22 protein-coding genes and 3 tRNA genes are annotated in these 24,536 nt (G+C 30.6%); 13 read left to right on the forward strand and 12 right to left on the reverse strand.

The window, feature by feature from the left end; all coding sequences use genetic code 11:
• Positions 1 to 894: aldo/keto reductase (locus RXO53_RS02250; RefSeq protein WP_410712648.1), on the forward strand; the 894-nt coding region annotated here is incomplete at its 5' end.
• On the opposite strand, the gene RXO53_RS02255 is transcribed toward RXO53_RS02250, so the two are convergent.
• Positions 895 to 2,064, reverse strand: coding sequence for an MFS transporter (locus RXO53_RS02255; RefSeq protein WP_410712649.1), 1,170 nt, complete (start codon positions 2,062 to 2,064; stop codon positions 895 to 897).
• 196 nt (positions 2,065 to 2,260) lie between these two features.
• Between RXO53_RS02255 and RXO53_RS02260 the strand changes: the two genes are divergently transcribed.
• Positions 2,261 to 2,530: a ferredoxin gene (locus tag RXO53_RS02260; protein ID WP_410712650.1), complete on the forward strand. Its 270-nt coding sequence runs from the start codon at positions 2,261 to 2,263 to the stop codon at positions 2,528 to 2,530.
• A gap of 23 nt (positions 2,531 to 2,553) precedes the next feature.
• Here the strand turns inward: RXO53_RS02260 and RXO53_RS02265 are convergent, their stop codons facing one another.
• The 4 genes from RXO53_RS02265 to RXO53_RS02280 form a co-directional block, all read right to left on the reverse strand.
• A complete protein-coding gene (locus RXO53_RS02265; protein WP_410712651.1) occupies positions 2,554 to 4,023 on the reverse strand; it encodes an MFS transporter in 1,470 nt (489 codons plus the stop codon).
• A 128-nt stretch (positions 4,024 to 4,151) separates the two neighbouring features.
• Positions 4,152 to 4,622 carry a hemerythrin domain-containing protein gene (locus RXO53_RS02270; protein WP_410712681.1) on the reverse strand — a complete coding sequence of 157 codons (471 nt, stop codon included), beginning with the start codon at positions 4,620 to 4,622 and terminating at the stop codon, positions 4,152 to 4,154.
• A 54-nt stretch (positions 4,623 to 4,676) separates the two neighbouring features.
• Positions 4,677 to 5,837, reverse strand: a complete 1,161-nt coding sequence (locus RXO53_RS02275) for an RNA-guided endonuclease TnpB family protein (RefSeq protein ID WP_410712652.1) — start codon at positions 5,835 to 5,837, stop codon at positions 4,677 to 4,679.
• A gap of 2 nt (positions 5,838 to 5,839) precedes the next feature.
• The gene (locus tag RXO53_RS02280; protein ID WP_410712653.1) at positions 5,840 to 5,962 is read right to left on the reverse strand and encodes a hypothetical protein; all 123 of its coding nucleotides are present in this window, start codon (positions 5,960 to 5,962) and stop codon (positions 5,840 to 5,842) included.
• A 196-nt stretch (positions 5,963 to 6,158) separates the two neighbouring features.
• On the opposite strand from RXO53_RS02280, the gene RXO53_RS02285 reads away from it, so the two are divergent.
• From RXO53_RS02285 to RXO53_RS02295, 3 genes are all read left to right on the forward strand, one after another.
• Positions 6,159 to 6,233, forward strand: a tRNA-Val gene (locus tag RXO53_RS02285).
• Positions 6,234 to 6,850: 617 nt separating this feature from the next.
• Complete coding sequence (locus tag RXO53_RS02290) at positions 6,851 to 8,149, forward strand: MFS transporter (RefSeq protein WP_410712654.1); 1,299 nt, start codon at positions 6,851 to 6,853, stop codon at positions 8,147 to 8,149.
• 67 nt (positions 8,150 to 8,216) lie between these two features.
• Positions 8,217 to 8,290 (forward strand) — tRNA-Thr (locus RXO53_RS02295).
• A gap of 75 nt (positions 8,291 to 8,365) precedes the next feature.
• Here RXO53_RS02295 and RXO53_RS02300 read toward each other — a convergent pair.
• Positions 8,366 to 8,456 (reverse strand) — tRNA-Pro (locus RXO53_RS02300).
• Positions 8,457 to 8,753: 297 nt separating this feature from the next.
• Between RXO53_RS02300 and RXO53_RS02305 the strand changes: the two genes are divergently transcribed.
• The 6 genes from RXO53_RS02305 (at position 8,754) to RXO53_RS02330 (ending at position 15,730) form a co-directional block, all read left to right on the forward strand.
• Positions 8,754 to 9,770 (forward strand): glycosyltransferase, encoded by a 1,017-nt coding sequence (locus tag RXO53_RS02305; RefSeq protein WP_410712655.1) that lies wholly within the window; start codon positions 8,754 to 8,756, stop codon positions 9,768 to 9,770.
• 88 nt (positions 9,771 to 9,858) lie between these two features.
• Positions 9,859 to 10,773, forward strand: coding sequence for a fumarate hydratase (locus tag RXO53_RS02310; RefSeq protein WP_410712656.1), 915 nt, complete (start codon positions 9,859 to 9,861; stop codon positions 10,771 to 10,773).
• A gap of 6 nt (positions 10,774 to 10,779) precedes the next feature.
• Positions 10,780 to 11,397 carry a FumA C-terminus/TtdB family hydratase beta subunit gene (locus RXO53_RS02315; protein WP_410712657.1) on the forward strand — a complete coding sequence of 206 codons (618 nt, stop codon included), beginning with the start codon at positions 10,780 to 10,782 and terminating at the stop codon, positions 11,395 to 11,397.
• Between the two features lie 126 nt (positions 11,398 to 11,523).
• Complete coding sequence (locus RXO53_RS02320) at positions 11,524 to 13,131, forward strand: potassium-transporting ATPase subunit KdpA (RefSeq protein ID WP_410712658.1); 1,608 nt, start codon at positions 11,524 to 11,526, stop codon at positions 13,129 to 13,131.
• A gap of 5 nt (positions 13,132 to 13,136) precedes the next feature.
• Entirely contained in the window at positions 13,137 to 15,254 is a 2,118-nt protein-coding gene (gene kdpB, locus RXO53_RS02325; RefSeq protein WP_410712659.1) for a potassium-transporting ATPase subunit KdpB, read from the forward strand.
• On the forward strand, positions 15,254 to 15,730 hold the full coding sequence (locus RXO53_RS02330) for a potassium-transporting ATPase subunit C (protein ID WP_410712660.1): 477 nt from the start codon (positions 15,254 to 15,256) through the stop codon (positions 15,728 to 15,730). The genes kdpB and RXO53_RS02330 overlap by 1 nt, the downstream gene beginning before the upstream one ends.
• A 326-nt stretch (positions 15,731 to 16,056) precedes the next feature.
• Here the strand turns inward: RXO53_RS02330 and RXO53_RS02335 are convergent, their stop codons facing one another.
• From RXO53_RS02335 to RXO53_RS02355, 5 genes are read right to left on the reverse strand one after another with little or no spacing between them, the layout of a single operon-like run.
• On the reverse strand, positions 16,057 to 17,157 hold the full coding sequence (locus tag RXO53_RS02335) for a SufB/SufD family protein (protein WP_410712661.1): 1,101 nt from the start codon (positions 17,155 to 17,157) through the stop codon (positions 16,057 to 16,059).
• 7 nt (positions 17,158 to 17,164) lie between these two features.
• Positions 17,165 to 18,622: a Fe-S cluster assembly protein SufB gene (gene sufB, locus RXO53_RS02340; RefSeq protein WP_410712662.1), complete on the reverse strand. Its 1,458-nt coding sequence runs from the start codon at positions 18,620 to 18,622 to the stop codon at positions 17,165 to 17,167.
• Positions 18,623 to 19,372, reverse strand: a complete 750-nt coding sequence (gene sufC, locus RXO53_RS02345) for a Fe-S cluster assembly ATPase SufC (protein WP_410712663.1) — start codon at positions 19,370 to 19,372, stop codon at positions 18,623 to 18,625. It lies immediately after the preceding gene.
• A gap of 59 nt (positions 19,373 to 19,431) precedes the next feature.
• The gene (locus RXO53_RS02350; protein ID WP_410712664.1) at positions 19,432 to 19,827 is read right to left on the reverse strand and encodes a HEPN domain-containing protein; all 396 of its coding nucleotides are present in this window, start codon (positions 19,825 to 19,827) and stop codon (positions 19,432 to 19,434) included.
• Positions 19,811 to 21,148 (reverse strand): lyase family protein, encoded by a 1,338-nt coding sequence (locus RXO53_RS02355; protein WP_410712665.1) that lies wholly within the window; start codon positions 21,146 to 21,148, stop codon positions 19,811 to 19,813. The genes RXO53_RS02350 and RXO53_RS02355 overlap by 17 nt, the downstream gene beginning before the upstream one ends.
• A 198-nt stretch (positions 21,149 to 21,346) precedes the next feature.
• Here RXO53_RS02355 and RXO53_RS02360 point away from each other — a divergent pair, with 198 nt between their 5' ends.
• Both RXO53_RS02360 and RXO53_RS02365 read left to right on the forward strand, forming a co-directional pair.
• Positions 21,347 to 22,936 carry a B12-binding domain-containing radical SAM protein gene (locus tag RXO53_RS02360; protein WP_410712666.1) on the forward strand — a complete coding sequence of 530 codons (1,590 nt, stop codon included), beginning with the start codon at positions 21,347 to 21,349 and terminating at the stop codon, positions 22,934 to 22,936.
• Positions 22,937 to 23,303: 367 nt separating this feature from the next.
• Positions 23,304 to 23,873, forward strand: a complete 570-nt coding sequence (locus RXO53_RS02365; protein WP_410712667.1) for a class II aldolase/adducin family protein — start codon at positions 23,304 to 23,306, stop codon at positions 23,871 to 23,873.
• A gap of 4 nt (positions 23,874 to 23,877) precedes the next feature.
• Here RXO53_RS02365 and RXO53_RS02370 read toward each other — a convergent pair whose 3' ends face one another.
• Entirely contained in the window at positions 23,878 to 24,378 is a 501-nt protein-coding gene (locus tag RXO53_RS02370) for a hypothetical protein (RefSeq protein ID WP_410712668.1), read from the reverse strand.
• Positions 24,379 to 24,536 lie beyond the last annotated feature (158 nt).

Below are 24,536 nucleotides of genomic sequence, written 5' to 3' on the forward strand. Positions count from 1 at the left end.
TTATGGTCCCTAGTCTCTAATGAATGGGGAGTCAAAGAAGATCCAGAAAAAATATTGAAATATGCATATGAAAAAGGGATAAATTTTTTTGATACAGCAGACATTTATGGAAAAGGAAAAGGTGAGGAATTGCTAAGCATTTTTAAAAATAATAGAGATAACGTAGTAATATTAACCAAAGTTGGATATGATTTATCAACAAATAAAAGAAGGTTTGACCTAGATTATTTAGATAAAGCTATAAACGATTCACTAAATAGATTAAAAACAAGCTATATTGATATATTAATGCTTCACAATCCAACAATTAATATAATAAATAATGAAAAAATATTTGGATTATTAAAGGACCTAAAAAACGAAGGGAAAATATTAAGCTATGGAATTTCTTTAGGACCAACATTAGGTTGGAAAGAAGAGGGATTAAAGGCTATAGAAATCGGTTACAAAAGTTTAGAACATATATATAACATTATAGAAAGATTTCCAGGAGAAAATTTTTTGGAGCATAAAAGTATAGATCATTTTATCAGGGTGCCTCATGCTAGTGACGTATTAGATGAGACGAAATGGCCAATAGATTATAACAGTAGTTTGCATAGAAGGTTTAAAGATACAAATTGGATTAAAAGGGGATTAATTGGTGCAGAAAAATTAAAAGAAAGACTGAAAAATTATATGCTATATGAGATAGCCATACTCTTTGTGTTATCAAATAAAAATGTTTCATCAGTTTTACCAAACATAACATCTAAATTAGAAATAGATAATTACATTAAAATTGATGGATTGGAATTAAAAGAAGATGAAATATCTTTTATAAAAGAAATATATAACAATTACTTTAAGAATTTAAATGAAGAGAGTATAAAAGAAACTGAAAGATACAAATAATTATTTTGTTCTATTATGATAAAAGTAAAATATAGAAATATCATAGAAAATTTTAATAAAGCCACCTGCAAAGAATGGTAATGTCAATAAACCATTTTCTAAAGCTATGCCATCAATAGGAGATCCAACTAAAGAAGAAATACTTCTAAAGGTATTAGATATGGAATTGAATGAAACTCTATAATCTCTTTTAAATATTTCAGTAACAAAAGCTTGCCTTGTTGGTATATCCATTTGAGACATACTTTGTCTTAGCAATAAAAACATGGCGCTAATCCAAAATGATGAAAATACTGGAATTAATATTAAAAATATATTTGATATTAAATGAGTTATGACCATTGTTTTGAGATTACCTAATTTTTCTGCTATAAGAGGTGCTAATAGCAAAGAAATGGCTGTAATTATGTTTACTGCCATAAACAATGGACCTAGTAATTTTAATGAAACTCCGTATTTTACATTAAACCAATAAGCTATAATAGATTGTACTATAAATCCGCCTCCTAAAGCGTCTGCCGAAAATAAGGCCGTGATAAGGATAAGGTCTCTTTTAGCCTTTTTATCAAATTCCTTTATTGAAATTCTGTTGCTTATGTCTTCTTTGTAATTAAACTTAATATAATTTACAAAAATTATTAATCCACCTATTCCATAAACTAAATACAAAATCTTGAATGAGAAAATAGCATAATTAAAATAAGCTGGTATTGAAGATGCTAAAGCCCCTAAAGAGGAAAAGGTGTAACCTAAGAAATTATAAATACCATAAGCTCTGTTTACAAAGCTCTTATCAACAAGATCGGGCAGTATACCGGTTTCAATTGATTGGAAAGGGCCAGTTTCTGTTCCAGTTGTGCTTATGTTTCCTAAGAATAATGCTAAAAATATTAAGAATATAGAAGAAAAAAAGAACAGAATAAATCCTGATAAAGATAAGAACAAACTAACTATTAGAAGGTATGTTTTTAAGTTTATTTTACTTCTAAACCAAGTTAAAAATATGTTTTGAATTACATTTCCTAAAACAATAATAAATATAGATATACCTATAAGGAAGGATGAAAATCCCAAATATTTCAGATAGAAGGGCGTTAAAATAGAGACAATACTAAATAAAAATACTCTTATTGACTTGCTCATTAAAACCCTTGCAAACCCTATATTCATAGCAACACCAATAAAAATATTTTCTTCAAAAATAAATATCTTATCGTTTAAAATAATTTAAATAAAAATTTAATAATAAGAATTATTAATATATATATATGTTTTAATTATATTAATAAATAAATCCCTAAAAGATAAGTATTAGTATTTACTAAAATTTAAAACTTATAAAAATATAATAAAATTGGTGAAAAGAATGGCTATAAAAGTTTGGATAGAACCAAGGGAAAATTGCATAGCAGACATGGTTTGTGTTAGTCTCTGTCCAGATGTATTTCAAATGAATGAAATAGATGGTAAGGCTGAAATTGTTAATAAATGGAGAGCTGATGCAGATAAAAAAGAACAAGGATCAAGAAGCGAAGGTACAGTAGGTGATGAATTGCAAGATTGCGTAGACGCTGCTTCACAGAGCTGCCCAACACAAATAATACACTATAGTAAAGATGGTCAACAGATTCATTAAAGTTTAAATTAAGTTTAAATTAATTACTGTACTGGTATTTTTTGTTGCGTTTTTATATTTTCTTCTATATTTTGAATTTTAGATTTACTAGGCCTCATTAATGATAATACTATGGACAAAACTAGCAATCCAAAGGAAATGTGATAGGCATATGATTGTGCTGATAAATAGGTAGCTGCAGTGTTAATGTCTAGCTTACTGCTTAATGTACCTACAAATAATTGATAAACTATTTGTGGTGGTAGCTTGCTTGCTATTGCAGATAATGCTACTGCAAAGCTTAATATCATACCCGTATTTCTAAATGTTGATAATATGCCTGAGGCTGCACCATATTTACCCTTTGGGGCTCCTGACATAACTGCGCTTGTATTAGATGGCCAAAATAGTCCTCCTCCTATGCCGAAAATACCTTCTGTAAATGCTACATACCAAAGAGGTGTGGATGAATTCATAAAACTAAGCATTAATATGGCAACTGATTGAAATGCTAAACCTAATGTACTTATAATCCTAGGTCCATATTTATCAGTTAACCTACCACCTATTGGACCTATAATCGCATTAACTAATGCCATTGGTATTATTAGATATGAAGCTGTCAAAACACTTAATCCAAATATGCCTTCTAAATAGAATAATAATAGAAAATTAACTGCAAACATTGCTAGACTTTGAAGTACAGCCGTTATCGTGGAAGTGCTAAACATCTTGTTTCCAAAGAACAGCTTAATATCTATTATTGGATCTTTGGCATATTTTGTTTCCCATATAACAAAGAAAATAAATGGAAATGGAGACAATGCAAACGAAGCTATAGAGGATAAACTGTTCCAACCATATAATAAACCATCTGTGACTCCTAATTGTATTAATAATATTCCTAAAGTAAATGCTATAGCTGCTGATATATCAAATGATTCTTTTGTGTTGGTAGCTTTAGTTTCTTTTAACGTCTTCCATGCCCATACTGTGCCGAATATGCCAATAGGAATATTGATTAAAAATATCCATCTCCAACTAGTATACGTTATTATGAAGCCTCCTAAAACTATGCCCAAGATGTTTCCAGTTGCCCAAACTATTGAATTTATTCCGAAAGCCTTACCTCTTTCATTAATTGGAAAAGCAGTTGATATTATTGCTAAAGAATTAGCTATCATCATAGCTGATCCTATACCTTCTATAGCTCTATAAATTACCAGTTGGATTCCATTTAAAGATAAAGCAGCTAATAAGGAACCTATAGTAAAAACTATAAAGCCTAAATTATATATCTTTTTTCTTCCATACATATCACCCATTCTTCCTAGGCTTAATACTAAACTGGTACTTGCTAATAAGTAAGCAATAACTACCCAAACTATAGTAATATAATCAGCATGAAGATCTTGTGTTATTGGAACTAAAGCAAGCAATACTACAGTGCTATCTATTGCTGACATTAATGATCCTACACTTGTTACAGACAATGCCTTCCATTTATATTCCATATTCCTCCCCCTATACATTTAATATAAATTAAATATATATCTTTTCTTTCTATATATGATATAAATAAAATAATTTATTAAATAAAATAATTTATTATTAATTTAAAGATTTTATTATGATAGGTTCTTTAAAGTTCATTTAGAATTTTTAGGTATTTATCTTTATTACATAATTCGCTATTTTCTTTTTCAAAATAATCTATTTTCTTTAAAACTATTTCTTTTTCAAATTCATCAATAGAAATTTCAGCATATGCAAAAACAACACTATTTTCTTCTTGTATATGAGAATCTAAAATCATGACTAAGTCTGTAAGAATTTGATTAATTTTTTGTAACGACTTTATATTTAAATTGCTTTCTAACTGATTTTCTAGGTTTTCAATCATCCTGTGTTGATTTATCATTTCATTTGCTAGAGAAGCTTCTTCTCCTCCTTTGTTTATTAGATATGGGAAAATAAATTTTTCCTCCTTTTTATGATGGCATTTACTTACAAAATTGTTTAAGATAAAAAGTATTTTACTAATTTTAGACAAGGTTTGTTTATCATATAGATTATTTTTATAACTCTTTAGATAATTATTTATATTTTGAATAAAAACATGTTCATCCTCTGACCTCCTCTCCGCCCTGAAGGGCGAGGGTTCCCCTCATCTGTTTGGGATTACATCTGTCATCTGAGGGGCAGTCGGGGTGATCAGAGATCCCCCCATCTTTTTGTATGCTTTCTTTTCAATGTTTATTACTGCTATTGTATCCCTATTAGCCTCAAAACCGCATTTATTACACTTCAGCTTCCTATAACCAACCTCTACAAGCTTTGAACCACATATTGGGCATATTGATGATGTGCCTTTAGGATTGATAACAGCTATAGGCACTCCCTGCTTTTCACATTGCCAATCTATCCAATGCTCTAGTCTTCTATAGCTTAGAATGAGCAAAGAGACTTTGTGCTCCTTGGGTAGTTTCCTAAGAGCCTCTACTAAGTTTGTCAAGTCTTCTCTGGCAACAGCATGTTGACGTTGTTTTGCTAGCGATGCAATTGTATGGGATATCTTCTTCGCCCAATCCTCTATAATGTTCCTAGCCTTCCTGTGAAAGCTTTTTATTCTCCTCTTAATACCTCTTCTCCTAAGCCAAGCATTATATTTGGAAGAAGAGTGCCTTTTCTGAAGGTTTTCAGCTAATTGTTTATAATGCAGAGCTCTCTCAATATTTGTATTAAGCCTTAGTTCATCGTGAGAGTTACCTACAACTATTTGTCTTTCATTAACATCAACAGCTAAGACTCCACTAGGGCTATACTTAGCTGGCTCAGGCACACGCTTAGATATCTTAAGAATAAACTTACCATCTTTAAGTAACAACCTAGCCTCTTTGTTTTGGTAGCTATTATATCTCCTATCCAAGCCAATAATTTTAAGCCTATAGCCTCCCAATAGCTCTACATAATCACCTTTAATTCTATAGCCCTGCTCATATGTTAACCAAATCCTTAAACTCCTAACTATGGGTATCTTGCCCTTGTCGAGATTCCTAAGCCAAGACTTAGCTATAGCAATAGCCTCTCTATAACAATCCTGAGCAATTTTAGAGGGCAAGCCATATTTTTCCTTAAGAACTTTGTATAAAAGTCTATGGGCTTTTCCAAGGCTTATTGCTTTATTCTCTATTATAACTTTTATAGAATAGTTGAGGGCTTCCCTATACCTTTTCATTAAATCTATCAATTTTTTATGTAAATCGGGCTCAGGGCTAACCTTTACATTAACTGTTAAGGTTAGTAAACCCTCATTGCCCATAGACATAGTTACTCAACCTTGTATTTAGCTATATTGACTTTTCTCATACAATTTGGGCACGTTGCATAATATTGCTTTTTGCCCTTATAGTCCCATACATACCCACACCTAGGGCATCTAAGTTTTACCACTACTTACCACAAGATAACTAATAAGGAAATAGCCCTTATAAGCTTTTCTATCCATCTCCGCCCTAAATGGCAAGGCTTTCATTTGTAAATCCAAAGTAACTGCTATCATTTTCATCAATTTATTATATAAAAAACAAAACTATTATATATTTATGGAAGAAATGATTTTAAAGGGTAACAATAAATATAGACTTGAGGGCCCGTAGTCTAGTTTGGTTAGGACGCCGCCCTGACGCGGCGGAGGTCGCCGGTTCGACTCCGGCCGGGCCCATAATGTAGCATATTATTTTGAAATACCTTTTGTTATTCTATCAATACAAATGGCAATATTCAAACAAAGCAAATTGTAGTTTGTTGTTTATCTTTTTAATTTTTATTAATTAATAATCTTTGGTTTATATAATAGTTTATTTCATGAATCTGGCAATAAATCTAAACTAATCCTCAGCTGTTACTTCCAACTAAAGTATAGTTTTCTAATCTATGTTCTAAATAGCTCACGAATATTAATACAGACATCTGATTTCCTCCCCGCCCTGAAGGGTTTCTTGAGGTCTCAAGGGTTACACCCCTTTTACGGGTGCTACTCTATTATCCCCCAAGCCGATATTGCGGGAGAAATCGGCTCCCGCTCCTCATGTTTTAACAGTTGATCGGCTTGGAGTTATATTTTATTACACTTGTTAGTTGGGGTAGAGGCGTACCTCATGTTTCAGTAACGCATAGCCCTTTAGCAACTGTCTCAATTTTAAGTTTCTAAACTTAAAAAACTTTATTCCGCACCTAAAAGGGGTTTGTCGTTCTTTTTATCATATTAGTAAGAATTTATAAATGGCTTATATGAAAAATTTAAATATTTTGAGAACAACTGTTCTCCAAGGTGATATAATGGCAGAAAATTTGATTAGAAAAATTGATTTAGCAAAATGGAATAAAACTCATTGGTATATTTTTTTCTCAACATCTATAGGTTTCTTTTTATGGGGAATTATTAATACCTTGGGTTATGCATTTTTCCCAACTTATCAAAACATATACTACTTAATTGTCATAGCAGCTATTCCATTGTTAGGAGATTTGTTATTAACAAGGATATCGGATAAAATAATAGGTAGGAAAAAAGCTTATATAATAACTATGGGTCTTTACGGTTTTGGTAGTTTAATAATTGTTTTAGACTTATTATTCATAAAAGGATTAATGCAAATGATAGTATTTCTATTAGGTTATGGGATCTCAATGTTTGGAGTAGAAGGAGAAGTTCCCATAGGACTGGCCCTGTTGGCAGAATCAACGCCCATTAAATATAGGGAAAAAATATTAGTCTTATCACCTAATTTTGAAAATGTAGGAGCAGCTATAGCAGCTATTATAGCTTTATCTATCTATTTCATGAAAAATTCATTTATAATAATGGGCATATCTATAGCTATTATGGCTATTATTGGGCTAATAATTGCTATAATATTGAGGCTTTTAATGCCGGAATCTATTAGATGGCTAACTACAAAAGGAAAAATTAGAGATGCAGAAAAAGAAGCGAATAAAATTGCTTTAAACCAAGAACTAAGCATTAAAGAAAAATTTTCAACATCTAACATAAAATTAAGAAATAGATTTTTATTTTTAACAATTTGGAGTTTAGCGAATTATTTAACTTGGTCTCTAATGGCTTTTGTTTTGGCAGATTTTTACTTTAAAGGGGTTTCTCTTATAGCGGTAATTTTATGGGCTAATCTTGGGGCTAGCTTTGCCGGTTTTTTAACCGGATTGATAATAGATAAAATAGATATGAGAAAATATACATTTATTTCGTTTTTAGCTGCAACAATTAGCTTTTTGCCAATACTGGCTTATACGTTATTTAATTTTAAATCATTGTATTTATTTTACTCTTTAACTTTCATTAATTTGTTTTCCATAACTATGACTTGGTTTGTAAGAACAATATACGAACCAATACTCTTTCCCACATCAAATAGGGCATTTTATATTGGCATAGTCAGGGGAATAGCTATGACTACATATACGATTTCAATTTACTTAACCTCTTCTTTCCCATTATGGGGATTTGCTATATATGGTATGGGCTTCCAAGGACTTGGCTTAATAGCTTCAATATATTGGATAAAAAGAGGTGAAGATGTAAGGTATAAGAGTATTGATATTTTATCAAAGATTAAATAATAAATTTATAAAATTTAATAAAATTAGCAAAATCCATTTTAATCTTTCCAGAATTCCTAATAAATGGGCCGTGGTAGCTCAGCCTGGTGGAGCGCTGCCCTGGTAAGGCAGAGGTCCCGGGTTCAAAGCCCGGCCACGGCTTTTATAAAAAATTTTTTATAAAATAGATATTTGATATTGTGTTAACAAATTTGGTTTAAATAATGATTTAATTAATGGGCCCGGGGGGATTTGAACCCCCGACCACAGGGACCCGATTCGGGTGCTATTGCATACCCCGCATCCTGCCAAACTGGACTACGGGCCCTCAACAAAATAATAATGTAAACAATCTTAAAAAACTTACCTTATAATATTTACTGATTTCATCTTTACCCTAAAGTGCAAAGCATGCCCTTCATTTGTAAAGCTATCTTTAGTTTTTTTAAATCATATCTTTTGTATAAATGATACAATATTATACTGGATTTTATATGAGTTATTAAACAAATTCTAATCATGTAATACATAACATATAAAATTTGTATGCATTCATAAAAGCATTAACGTAATAAATAATACAAAAATCTAAAAGCTTTTAATCCAAAATAAAAAGAGGCTATAAATGAAGATATTGTATGCATCTTCAAGCATTGGACTAGGACACATAACAAGAGATTATCATATAAGCAGTTTTATAAAAAATCAAATATATTGGCTTACATCAGGAAATGCCTTAAGGTTTATTAAAGAGAAAAAGGAAAGATACGTAGGAATTTCTGATGATTTAAAAAATTTAGGAGATTATATAAACAGTATGATAAAAAATTGTAAAGTAAAAATAGACACTTATAACTCTTATAAACTATATAAAGCTGTAAAAAATAACGCTAATCTTATTAAGTCTAATGTAGACTTTGATGATTATGATTTAATAGTTGCAGATGAGTTTTGGGAATTCATGTTTATTGATATCCCTAAGGAGAGATCAATATTTATAACGGACTTTACTAAGATAAGCTATAATGGTAAAGGATACCTTGAAAGATTTTTATTTTCAAGGTTAAATAATGGGCTAAGGGACAGAATAAAACAAAAATTTTCATTAGCGATTAATTTAAGCCTTTGGGATAAAGATGATGGGTTCCTAAATTTAGGACCATCATTTACTAGCAGTTTTGATGGTTATTCTAATTCACAAGGAGATTATGTATTAATTAACATAGGCGGTACGAACGCTGGAATAGATGTTGCAGAAAAAATAAAAGAAAAAATAAAAGAAAAATATGATGTAAAGATAATTGGTTCAGATAAGTATTTCAATTCAAACCCTTCAAGTTTGATAAAAAATGCAGGAATAATAATAAGTTTAGCAGGTTATGGAAGTATAATAGAATCTAACGTATTAAGGAAAAAGACCATATTTCTTTTTATAGATAATCATTTTGAACATATGGAGAATGCTAAAGTTATGATGAACAGGAAAGGATTTAGAGTTTATTCTTGCAAGGACTTATTAAAAACTGATATTTTAAATGTAATTGAAGATTTGAAAAATGAAGACATAGAACCCTTAGAAATAATAGATTCCGCTCCAAAGATATCTGAAATAATAAATAACTTTTTATATAAAAACAATTAAATTTAAATACGCATTATAAAAAATTATTAACATACATTGTATTCAAAAATATAATTCTCAAAAACAAAATTAAGATTGGTGAAGTATTTTGGGTATAACGGAAGAGAGTCTAGTTGGTATATTTTATGAAATGATAAAAACGGCTTCAACAAGTATACCAGTCGATGTATATGATGGTTTAAAAAAAGCATATGAAAAGGAAACAAATCAAGGAGCCAGGAAACAATTAGAAGCAATTTTACAAGATATAGAAATTGCTTGTAATAAAAAAGTTCCTATCTGCCAAGACACAGGCACTCCATACTTTTTTATAGAGATGGGAGAAGATTTTCCAATAAGAGCTAAGATCTATAAGGCAGCTTCAGAAGCTCTTAGAAAGGTAACAAAAGATGGCTATTTAAGGCCAAATGCCGTTGATCCGTTTTATAAAAAGAATAGTGGAGACAATACAGGAAGATACATACCTTGGATGCACCTTGATATTGTAGAAGGAGATAATTTAAAAGTCTGGTTTATGACAAAAGGAGGAGGTAGTGAATTTCCTTCAACTCTAATAATGAGTGAACCTATAGAAGGTTTTGATAAACTAAAAAGAGGAGTTATTGATACAATTGTAAAATTTGGTCCCTTACCTTGTCCGCCACTGATTGTAGGTATATCAATAGCAGCTGGCGGTGATATAGCTATGACATTGGCAAAAAAATCTTTGCTAAGACCTATAGGAGAAAGAAATCCAGATCCAAATTTAGCTAAAATGGAATTAGATCTATTAAATGAAATAAATAAGCTAGAATTAGGACCGCATGGCTTCGGGGGACAATTAACAGCACTAGATGTTAAAGTTGATTATGCATATAGGCATCCTGCATCTTTTGCAATTGGCATAGTCACAAGTTGTTGGGCAACAAGAAGAGCTTCAGCAATTATACGCAGCGATGGTTCATGGGAAATGACAAGCAAACACTTGCTATATAATGGAACTGGTTGCACTATAGTGAGGTGATATGAAATGGTAAGTGAATATCATTTATCAACACCCTTAACTGACGATGTTTTGAAAAAATTAAAGATAGGAGACATAGTATACATATCAGGTATAATGGTAACTGCTAGGGATGAGGCTCACGAAACTGCTTTAGAGCTTTTAGAAAAAGGAGAAAAACTACCTATTGATTTAAAAGGGTTAGTTTTATATCATTGTGGACCCGTTGCTATTAAGAAAGACAATAAATGGCAAATTGTTGCTGCTGGACCTACAACAAGTATGAGAATGGAAAGTGTGGAACATGAGTTTATTGAAAAGACAGGAATTAAAATGGTGGTAGGAAAAGGTGGAATGGGTAAAAAAACAGCTGAAGCTATGAAAAAGTTCAATGCAGTTTATGCAGTTTTTACAGGAGGTGCTGGGGCTCTTGCTGCGGAAAAAATCAAGGAAGTTAAAGACGTTTACTGGTTGGACAAACTAGGAGTTCCAGAAGCTATGTGGGTATTTAGGGTTGAAGAATTTGGGCCATTAATTATTACTATTGATACAGAAGGTAATAACTATTATGAAATTAGGCTCAATGAAGTTGCTCAAAATGGCGAAAGAGTGAAGGAAGCTCTTAAACAATATAAATGGACATAATAGTATAAATTTATCTAAAATTTTTTAATACCTTTTCGCATCTAATATCTTCTGAGAAAAAATGAACTATCATACCAAATGGCAAATTAGCTCAGACAAATCAATCTATCAAGCATAGGTGGTTTTATGTTAAGTTTTATTTTACAGACAGTTGTAATTATGGCTCTCTCAATAATGTTTTCATATATTATTAGTAAACCGATTTCTTATTTCATAAAGTATGAAAAAGAATTACCGAATAAATATTTAAACAAAATAGAAAGCGCTTTATTTAAAATATTAGGTATAGATAGAAATATTTCAATGAATTATAAACAATATTTTACATCTTTAATGATTTTAAATTCAATATTTATTGTTTTTGACACCTTTTTTTTAATGTTTCAGAATAAATTGTCTTTTATCGGGCCTAAATACCATGGCTTAAACTTTGATTTAGCATTTAATATCGCTGTGTCATTCGTTACCAACACAAATCTTCAACATTATGTTGGTGAATTAAGTTTATCATTGACTTCTCAAATGCTTGTTATAATAACCACAATGTTTATAGGACCAACAACTGGGCTTGCATCAACATTGGCTTTTATAAGAGGTTTTCTTAGGAAAAGCAGTAATATTGGAAATTTCTATGTAGATTTTATAAGATCACTAATTTTTTTAATATTGCCTACATCTATTATAGCATCTATAATCCTTGTATTTCTTGGAATTCCTCAAACATTTTCACCTTATTATAACACTAGTTTTATAGGCCATCATGTTATCTATACTGGTCCTGTTGCCTCTTTAGAAAGTATCAAACTTTTGGGAAATAATGGAGGGGGTTTTTATGGTTCCAACTCAATAAACCCCTTTGAAGATCCATCAAACCTATCTAATTTCTTTGAAATGTTTTTAATGCTTGTTTTTCCGTTAGCCATTCCATTAGCTTTTGGCAATGTTTTAGGGAAGAAAAGAGGTTATACGTTGCTTGGATCAATATTAGTTGGAATGATAGTTATTATAGTATTGTCAGAGGCATTTAAGCCAATAGGTATAATAAGTTACCGTTTTGGAAACAATTCAGGAATTCTATTTAACAGTATATCAATGCTTACAAATACTGGAGCTATTGATGCATTATTATTTTCTATGTCTTCTAGCGCTATTATAGCATTATTATTTTCTATGTTTATACAATCAATACCAGGTTCTATTGGAATTGGTTTTATGTACTTGATAATATATGTTATATTAACTTTGTTCATATTAGGCCTTATGGTGGGGAAAATGCCAGAATTTATTGGTATGAAGATATCGCCAAAAGAAGTTAAGCTATCTGTTTTAGTATTTTTGACACATCCTTTAATAATATTGTTACCAACTGCTATTGCCTTAACTGCAGGATACGCTTTACATGTCTTAGGTAGCATTAATTCTTATACATATACAGAAATATTATATGAATTTACATCTGCTGCAGCTAATAATGGTTCTTCTTACTTAGGGAACTTAGGTAATACATTTTTCTTTAATATATCTACTGCGCTAGTTATGTTTTTAGGTCGTTATTTGCCACTAGGTTTAATGCTGGCTATATCTCAATCATTTTCTGTTAAGGATAGAAAATCTAGTATAGAACCTTTACCTACGCAAGGAATACTCTTCTTATTGCTTTTAGATTTTATGATATTCTTGTTAGCTGTTCTTACATTTATTCCATTTGTAATAATAGGTCCGTTTTCATGGTGATGCTAATGGTAGAATCTATTAGATTCCATGAAAAATATAATTTTAAAAAAATTTTCATAGATTCAATATACAAGCTAAATCCGGTATATTTAGCAAAAGAAAATCCAGTAATGTTTGTAGTTATGCTAGGTTTTATTATTACATTAATTATATTAGTAATACCAGGCCAAATTCCTAAAAATGAAACTAACTTCTATCTGGCCGTTTCTCTTACATTATTTTTTGCTGCGTGGTTTTCTACTTTTTCTGAGGCATTTTCAGAATATGAAGCTAAAGCAAGGGTCGATTCTCTAAAAATATTTGAAAAAGAAATTATAGCACATAAAATTACAAATGAACATTATGTAGACGTTAAATCGAACTCTCTTAGACAAGGAGATAGGGTCATAATTAAAAAAGGTGAAATTGTACCATCGGATGGATTTATAATCGATGGATCTGCATATATAGATGAATCTATGATAACAGGAGAGTCTGAACCGGTTTATAAGAATAAAGGAGATCATGTTATAGGAGGAACTAAAGTAATTGAAGGAGAAATTAAAGTAGAGATAACATCTGAGAGAGGAAGAAGCTTTGTTGATAAAATGATTTCGTTAGTATCACAAGCGAAAAGACCAAAATCTCAAAGCGAGATATCTTTAAACATTTTGCTGTCGGGATTGTCTTTAATATTCTTAATTGTTGTAGGCTCTCTTTATTATATTTTAAAATCGTTAAATTATACTTATGTTAATATTGCATTAATAATTGCATTATTGGTTGCATTAATGCCTACGACAGTAGGGGGGCTTTTGCCTGCTATTGGAATAGCAGGTATATCTAGACTCACAAGAGACAATATTATTGCAAAATCAGGCAAAGCAATAGAAGCTGCTAGTGATGCCGATATAATATTACTTGATAAAACTGGTACCATAACTGAAGGAAATAGAGCTGCAATAGAATTTATACCTCTAGATAATTTTGATGAAAAATGTGTTGCCATAACTTCTTATCTGTCTTCATTTAATGATAATACCAGAGAAGGTAAATCAATTATAGATTTAATTGAATCTATGAAAATTAAAATTCCGGAAAAAATTATTGATATAACTTTAATGTCTAAACCTATAGAGTTTAACATAAAGAACAGATATTCTGGTATTGAAATTTCAAATCCAAATAAAATAATTGAATATATTAAAGATGAAATGATTTGTACAAAGTTTATGGAAATTTTTAAAGAGTATGCTATAAAGGGTGAAAGCATTAAAATATTAAAAGGCTCAGTTGATGCTCTTCTTCCTCATGTTGACAATATAAGCAAACAAGAAATAGAGAGCCTCGTTAAAGATATTGGAGAAAAAGGAGAAACGCCATTACTCTTATTAATCAACACTAAAGCTGTTGGAATTATAGTATTGAAAGATAGAATTAAAACAGGTATAAACCAAGTAATATCAGACTTAAAAGTTATGGGAATAACTCCTATAATGGTTACTGGAGATAATCCTATAACAGCTAAAGTAATAGCCAATGAAGCAGGGATAGATCGTGTTATATCTCAGGCTAAGCCTATAGATAAATTGAATAAAGTTGAAGAAGAACAAAAGAAAGGGCATATTGTTATAGCTATGGGTGATGGAACTAACGATGCGCCTGCATTGGCAAAGGCTGATGTAGGTATAGCTATGAATTCTGGAACAAGGGCTGCAAAAGAAGCTGCTAATATGATAGATTTAGATTCAAATCCTTCAAGAGTTGTAAAAATTATAGAGCTCAGCAAGCAGCTATTAGTTACAAGAGGAGCCATAACAACATTTAGTATTGCAAACGATATTTCAAAATATTTTACAATACTACCCATGATATTAATATTAAATAATCCAAAGATGGGTTATTTGAATATACTTCATTTAACAACCCCAGAAACTGCAATTCTAGCAACAATGATTTTTAATGCTATCATAATTCCAGCTTTAATTCCTTTGGCTTTAAGAGGTGTTAGGTATAAGCCAGAAAACCCAAGGAAGACATTTATAAAGAATTTTCTAATATATGGAATAGGGGGAGCTTTATTGCCATTTGTAGCTATAAAGTTAATCGATATGTTATTGGCCATTTTGTTGGGTGTTAAATGATGATAAAACAGTATATTTTGATTCCTATAGCGATTTTCGTATTTTGCTTGATATTATTGGGTTTAGTTTATCCAATAATGATTAGAGAAGTTAGCCTATTATTCAAGAATAAAGCTAATGGAAGTCCAATAATAGTAAATAAAACTATTATAGGATCAAATTTAATTTCTGGATATATAAATAGCAGTGCATTTTTCTGGCCAAATTATAACATCTCTTTTGCATCTGGATATGATCCATACATCACAGTTAATCAAGCACTAAATCAAATCAATAGAATAAGTAATTCTACTGGAATACCTAAGCAATTCTTAAGAGAAATTATATATAAGAACTCTTATCAATTAGAAGAAGAGAATCTGTTTTTATTTTCTCCTGATCAAAAGATAGTTAACGTGATGGAATTAAATGAAATATTAATAAAAACTTATCCAGGTATTTATAATAAATATTTGGCAGATGGCTCCAGGTCCTGAAGGTTGGAAGTTCTGACCTCATTATAGTTTCTCTAACAGATTAAATACCCCTAAGGGGGACTGCATGACTTATCAGAGCCACCCAATCGCTTAGGGTAGCATATGGCTCATAATCTATTAGACTTGCCATGTCATAACTTCAAAATAAGAATCGTATCAAAAATTTATAAGCTTCTTAATTCTTAACAATATTGAATTTAATAAACTTCAGCTAAAGTGTGAGGCTTCCAAACTATGGGTGGTGAAAAATAATGGGTATCGGATATTGTATTTATTTTGTTTTTATTAATATCTAGCTTTACATTATTAAGAGCAATGTTAAAATCTTAGTTTAAAATTGCTTTTTTAAATATCTTATCTAATTTTTGCTTTATAAATTCCTGAGCTATTTCTTTAATATTTTCTAGGTGATTAGCCATGTTTAAGCTCTTTTCATAAACTAACAATGAGACTATTTCATCATATGTCAATCCTCTCGATTGTAGATAAAATAGTATTTCATCGCTGACTCTGTATTGAGCTGATTTGTGAGTTGCTGATATGACATCTCCGGTTTCAATTTTCATCATAGGCATAGTATATGCTCTTGCTGACTCTCCCAATATTATAGATTCAACTACAAAATTGGATTTACTTTTTCTACCATCATAAGTTATTATATCGGTGCCTCTAACTGATGATAGAGAAGAGTCAAATGCAAACCCTAAACCTGAAACATCGCTATTTGAACTATTTCCAACTTGTATTGTATCTATTATATTGTCAACTCTTGAATTATTATAAGATAATGTTAAAGATCTGTGATTGAAAAAAGAATTATCAAACATCACGACCTTCTCTTCAATTCTATTCATTAAAGTTGGTGTTGAAAATGTCATTGAATTCATGCTGGCCTGTTTATATATAGCTTTTCTTATTAAATAGGCTGTTGGATATTTAATTTCAGGATCAAGAAATATTGCAAGATTTGACTTAGAATTTTTATTAGCATTAATTTCTATGGCAGTGCTGCCTGGAGAATTTCTTGTTTCATAAATTAAAAGAGAAACATTAGAGTTTTCTTTTATATTAACTATTAGATGTTGTGAAACCCAAGTTTCACTTATTGGATTGCAAAACGAAATTTTGTATATTCCTGAGTCTAGGTCAATCTCATTTATTTCTTTTAAATTGTAAAAATGATAAGAAGCGAGCTTGCTTTCTTCTGGTTTAATAAGTTTAGGTTCATATGCTTTTCTTGTATTTCCACAAGAACCTGCTATAAAATCAAACACGCCTTTTGGTTTTTCAAAATTTTGTTCTCCTTTTTTATTCAGTATCTTATCATATTGACTCCAATCAGTGTAATATTTAGTAGTAGGAGAATCTCCTATATCCTGCCATTTGTGTTTTTTAATATCTTCTACATTTATCTCAAAAGATTTCATAAATTAATCACCCAACGCTTCCCAATTCACTAAACTCTAAACCAATAACTCTTGTCAAGATACTAACAGTCTCCAATGGTAGGCTCTTTAAAACGTCTCTTATAAAACCGTTAACTATTAATGCTTTAGCCTCTCCTTCTCTTATCCCTCTAGATGCCATATAAAATAACTGATCTTCTCCAAGTCTACCAACTGTTGCTTCATGAGATACTGTTGCTGTAGGCTCATCAACCTCATTCCTTGGCAAGGTGTATGCTTGGCTTTTCTCATCCAATATAAGACTATCGCATTGTACATGAGAAAAGCTTCTCTCAGCTCCTTTTAATACTTTTACTAATCCCCTATATGTTGCTATTCCTCCGTTTGAGCTAATACTTTTTGATATAATCATGCTTTTAGTATCTGGAGCTGCATGTATTGCTTTAGATCCTACATCCTTTATATAGGGACCATTTGAAATACCTATAGATATATTTTTTGTAGAAGATCCCCTTCCTCTCAAAACTGTGCTAGGATAAGTGTATGTCATTTTACTTCCAATACTACCTTCAACCCACTCAACATGAGCATTTTCTTCTGCTATAGCCCTCTTATTGTTAAAATTGATTATACTCCTGCTCCAATTTTGAAGTGTTGAAAAATAAACTTGAGAATTCTTACCTGCATATATTTCTACCATTCCATCATGAAAACTATAGTTTCTCAATACTGGAGCAGCACACCCTTCAATGAAATGTATATAGCTTGTTCCAAAGGAACTATTATCATCTGCAATAAGTAACGTATGTTCAAATTGCCCCTCCATTTCCCCACCTATTATGAAAAATGCTTCAACGGGGTTCACTATTTTTGTGTTTTTAGGTACATAAACGAATGCTCCTCCACTCCATAGTGCATAATGAAGTGCTGCAAATTTATGATCTGCTATAGGAAATTCTTTTCCAAAATATTCCTTTACTAAGTCAGGATACTTTTGTACTGCCTCATCCATAGGCATAAATATTACGTTTTTTTGTTTAAGTTCATCTTTAAGTTTGCTAATAATATTCTCACTATCAAAAACAGCAGTTAATCCAGATAAAACTTTTGCTTCAGTTTCAGGTAAACCTATTCTTGAATACATGTCCCTCATCCAATCTGGTAGTTGATCCCAATTCTCAGCAACCTCTACTTTTGGCTTAACATATTGAGCGAATTCTTCAAGATCAATGCTTTCAACTCCAGCTATCCAATTCGGCATAGGAAGTTTTTCAAATAACTCTAATGCCCTTAACCTTAGGTTTAGCATCCACTGAGGTTCTTTTTTAGATTTTGATATTTCTTCTATTATATCTCTTGTTATCTTTCCTTTTATTTCAATATCTTTAGGATATGGAACTGACTTGCCTAATATCTCTTCTATACCTTTATTTTCTACAATTTCTTTTAATTCTTTGTCTTTAGCTATTTCAATTGGAGTACCCATTTATTGCACCCCTTCATAATCCTTATATCCATATTCTTCTACTTTCTTTATGAGCTCAACCCCACCTTCATCAACTATTTTTCCTTTAGATATTATCATAACTTTATCAGGCGAGACGAACTTTGTTATTTCAGCATGATGTGTAATTATTAAGATACCTTTTCCAACTGATCTTAAATTATCTATTGTTTCCCCAATCAATTTTATACCGTCAATGTCTAATCCGCTATCAGGTTCATCTAAAATTATGTATTTTGGATCCATGGTTAATATTTGCAGCATTTCAGATCTCTTTTTCTCTCCTCCACTAAAACCAACATTTACTTCTCTTTCTAAGAAAGAGGGTTGTAGTCCTAAATCTCTTGCTTTGTTTCTTGCCCAAATAATTAATTTTGGATCTATAGAGGAAATATCAAAACTTGAGCCATTCTTTTTCATTGATATAGCATTTAATAACATTGATAACCTTAAACCAGGTATTTCTACTGGATTCTGAAAAGCTAAGCCCAACCCCAATAAAGCCCTTTGGTATGTAGGTAAATCTGTTATATCATTATTATCTAAAATTATTTTACCTTTATTTACTTGATACTTTGGATGGCCAAGCAAGGCAAAAGCCAACGTTGTTTTGCCGCTACCATTGGGTCCCATTAAAATTAAAACCTCTCCTCTTTCTAGCCTAATAGTCATATTATTTAATATTTGTTTATCACCAATTGCTACATTTAAATCTATTGTTTCTAATGACATATTTTTTACCCACCTACTTTAACAGGTGTTAAAGTTAATAAATTAAAATATAGAGCCTTCTATTTTAATTTAGTTAAATTCAATAAAAATTCATTTATTTCTTTACTACATCTAATGGCTCTTTCAGCGTCATCTTTGTTTGCATATTCAAGTATTTCTGATCCAGGAATCTCATCTGAACAATATGTATCACAATAACTAATTTCTAAATTTTTAAGACTATCTAAGTAATCTACGCAATATTTTATTTTATTTAAATTATAAAATTGATTAATTTGTTTATACAATCCTCTTAAACTACTCTCTTTTGTTTCTAACTTTAAATAATCTGCAATCGCTTTTAAAGAGATTATTGCAGATAACCTAGACTCATAGCAAGATATACCATATTCTTTATTGATTATATGATGCTCAGCAGATTTTATCAGCCTTAAAGTTTCATTTATTTGACTCAATGCTTTTCCCTTTAAGTATTGGAATGCCTGGATTTACTAGTAAGTTTAAATCAGTTATAATATTTATTGTTTTTTCATCTAATCCCAAATCTTTAGCCACATTTTCTAATTTTTCTCCATTTTTAATTCTTTCATATAGGCTCTTAGCTTTCTCATATCCAATTAATGGAGAGAATATGGTAATTAATGATGGGCTACTGTAAGCAAGCGACTTCATTCTTTCCTTTAATGGTTTAATGCTTGTTAAAACAGTGTCAGCTAGTTTTATTAAAGATTCGTTGAGTAATAAAGATTGAAGTGAAATATTATAGATTATTGATGGATTACCCATGTTTAACTCAAATTCACCCAATAGAGATATATATGAATTCGCGCTATCTAATCCCAATATTTCTGAAGATGCCTGCATAATTGCCTCGACTGTAACAGGATTTATTTTTCCAGGCATTATACTGCTACCAGCCAAACTTATTTCCATGTCAATTTCTCCTATAGCTGTATTGGGTCCTGAAAACATTAGTCTTATATCATTACTTATTTTCCACAAATCAATTGCTATTTTTTTATATATGGAACTCAATAAAATTAAATCGCTAAGTAACTTCATAGGTCTCATTAAAGACTTTGGAGATTTTAAATCTATATTAAGAAACTCTCTAAGATTTCTTATTGCCAGTTCCTTAAATCTTTCATGACTATTAATACCTGTTCCAACAGCTGTTCCTCCTAAGGGTATATCCAATATTTGGCTCATTGCATATTCTAAATCTTGTTTATCTTCAAGAAATTCCTCATAATAGGCATAAAATTCCTGACCCAATGTAACAGGCAATGCATCTCTTAAATGGGTTCTACCAGGTTTAACAAAATCTTTATATTTTTCAGATAATTCATTTAATCTTTCCGATAATTTTGTAATGCTTAATAATACATTTTTTGCTTCTAAATATGATGCTATCCTTATAGCAGTTGGTATTACATCATTACTACTTTGTGACATATTTACGTGATCATTTGGATGCACTTTCTTATTTATTAATTTTGAGGCATGCCTCGATATTATATCGTTTATGTTCATATTAATTCCTGTACCTGATCCTGTTTGGAATACATCAACTTTTATTTCATCGTTAAACTCACCATTTGCAAGCATAAGAGAAACCTTGACTATAGCATCTGCAATTTCACTATCTAAAAGTTTTAATTCTTTGTTTGCCATAGCAGCCGATGCCTTTATAAGAGATATAGCTTTTATTAGAGTAAAGGGAAATTTGAAACCTGTTTTCAAATAATATTTTTCTGCTTCTTCTTCATATGACATTTAAGTATCACCGTTTTATTATTTTAAGGAAAAGTTTTTATTCCATCTATATATGATTTTTATTTTGTAAATATTTAAGTCTAAAAGAATAATGTAAAACCTTCGTAAAATTAATATTAGATATTAACAAATCTATATTAGCTTGTTCACAAATATATATATATATTGAATATATGGAGAATAATATTGGTGATAACTATGAATAAAGGAACAAAAATAATTCTAACTGCAGAAGGGGCTACAGCTAGTGAAACACTCGGTTCAACAGTTGCTGGGTTTATTAGCGCATTACCAGATAACTATCTACCTCCTTTTATATCAAATTTTTACTTTAAGGTAGAAAATAAGAAGGGGGTTGCAAAAAAGGCTCCTTACGGTCTTTCAAAGGTAGAAGCGGCTTTACTAGAATCCGGCATTCCAAGAGAGGATGTATTGATTGCTAGTCCATATGAACTTGACAGATTTATAGGAGAGAACACAAGAGTATTGGGAATTTATGTTATGGATCCATTAGGTTTAAGTTTTGGAAGCGGAATAACGTATTGGATATTAAAACTTGCAAATTTACCTTATAAAGGTATCCCATATATATCAAGATCTTTTTTAAACATATTAATAAATAAGAGCTTGTTAAAGCATAGAAGGCATATAAAAATCCTAGTTGGAGGTCCTGCAACATGGCAATTAACAGATACTGGATTCAACAAAAGGCTAGGGATAGATGTTGTATACGAAGGTGAATTTGAATCAATAGGACCTAAAATAGTAAAAGATTTGATTAACGGTTTAGAAGTTCCGAATATCGTTTATGGGGGGTCAGCACCATTAGATAAAATTCCAATAATTAGAACTCCGGCTAATGGAGGCCTTGTAGAAGTAACAAGAGGTTGTGGCAGAGGTTGTACATTTTGTACGCCAACCCTTAGTGGTATGATAAAATCGTTGCCTTTTGAAGGTCACATAGAAAAAGAAATAAGAGTCAACATAGAAAAAGGTGGGTCTAAAGATATTACTTTGCACAGTGAGGAATTTTTCAGATATGGAGCCAAAGGTATAGAACCTGATCCAGAAAAGGTTTTGAACTTAGTCAAAAAATCATATAAATTAATTAAATCGTATGGAGATGAATACACGTTATCAACTGATTTTACAACAGCGGCAGTTGTTGTTGAATCACCTAAATTAGTCCAAGAAGTAGGTGAATACATAAATGAAGGTAATAGATGGACATATATAGAAATGGGAATAGAAACAGGTTCCCCGAGATTATTAAAGAAATTAATGCCTGGTAAGGTTTTACCATATAAGCCCGAAATTTATCAAGAAATTGTAGAACAAGGTATAGGAATACTTAACGATAATCGTTGGATTGTTGTAGGTACTATGATATTGAATTTACCAGGAGAAAACGATAATGATATTATTAAAGATTTAGAACTTTTGGACAGGTTAAAGAAGTTAAGAGTTATTACATTCCCATTACCATTTATTCCAATGGGCGCCTTAAGGCACAGGGACTTTACTATATTAGATAAATTATTAGACGATCCCTTGAGAGGGGAATTTATTAGGCAAGCGTTGATAAAGGCTTTGTCAGAATCTAAGAGAAGCCTAAATTTGGCTGTAGATAAAATGCAAAACCCTATAATAAAAACTTTAATATTAAATATTGGTACGTATATAATTGATTTTGTTATAAATAGGTATAATAAGATTACAAAGCAACCCCATATAGAAAAAGAAGAAATTATAGAAAAAGAAGAAATATCTATAGAGAAAATATCATAATATTTTAAAATATTAAAATACAAAAATCCGGACCAGTTAAACTTAAAATAAATATAATACCGTGTAGATAATTCAGCAATAAAAATGAAATGACAAACCTAAACTTTTAATGCGAAACAATATTAAAATTTTTTAGACAGATATAACAACACCTTTTAACAAAGTATTCATCAATGAAATATAAAGTAAGCTTGCTCTAATTAATATTGCAAACATTATAAAGAGAACGACAAATTTCTTCCTTCTACGGGCGGGTAAAGTTGTTAAACAAAAATACTATTTGTAAAATAGAGTAGCACACATAAAAGAGGTGTAATCCTTTAGATCTCAGGTAACTCAACTTTCAGAGTGGGGAGGAGTTAGTATAATGAACTTAAATGAATTTTATTTATCTCAAATCAGTGATGTAATGAAGCTGATGTATAATAGAAAATTAGTTCAAATCAGAGGAGGAAACGCGAGTATCATAGATAGAATTAACAATTTAATTTATATAAGCCCTACTGGAGTTCCAAGACATAAGATAACTAATAATGATGTTTCTGTAATAGATATTAATGGAAAGGTAATTGTGGGCCTGCCTAGTAGTGAGTGGAGAATGCACTTATCAATATATAAAAATGTTGAAAATGCTAAAGGTATAGTCCATGCTCATCCGCCTTATTTACTCGCATTAAATAGAAAAGGATTGAAACTTGATTTAAATTATTTAACTGAAACATCACTAAGAGTAAAATGCTTACAAGAAATTCCATTAATAAATCCAGGTACAGAAGAATTGGCTAACGCTGTTGGTGAAGCTGCAAAAATGGGATGTAACGCAATAATATTGGACAATCATGGGATAGTTTCTTATTCTAATGAATCAATATATCATGCATTAGAAATTATTGAAGCTATTGAAGATCTGGCATTAATAGAATTATATGGAACTTAAAAAATTAGCCTCCAGGTGTTCCATGATACATGGCATCATTCCAAATTTGTTGCCATATATCTTCCTCAGTTAATGTAATATTCTTTATTAATAAGCTATAAATATCTGATAACATTGCATGATGTAGCTTTTCATCTCTAAGTAACATTTCTATTAAAAACTTTAATGGCTTATCATTTTTTATTGTATCATTTTTCAACAGTTCGTTTAGTTCTTCTATAGATTCTTTTTCCATTTCTATATGGTCTTTCATATCATCTAAAACTTTTTTTGATTCATTTTCTGTAATAAGTTGAGGACTTTCAATTATTAAAGCCATAGTTTCATAAATTTTAGAGTGCTTTATAGAGTCTTGCGAAACTGCGTCCATAATTAACCTTACTATTGGATTTACCGAATTGTTACTTGTATTTTTTATTTTTTCTGAATACTCAATTTCTCTCTTCGCCTCATTTTTAAAATAGGAAACTAGTTTTCTTCTATCTTCAAATTTGTAAGATGACATAGCTATCCCTATTTTTTATTAGTATAGTTTAAGTTTAAAAATTGGCTATATGCTTCCATAAATACAAATTCTCTTATCAAATAGTTAATTTATATAAATTTAGAAATCAATATTTGAAATGAAAATAAATTTTAGGGTTTAAATTATTTAACTAGTGA

It is taken from the genome of Caldisphaera sp., from assembly GCF_046536515.1.
In the GTDB taxonomy this organism is placed as follows: domain Archaea; phylum Thermoproteota; class Thermoprotei_A; order Sulfolobales; family Acidilobaceae; genus Caldisphaera.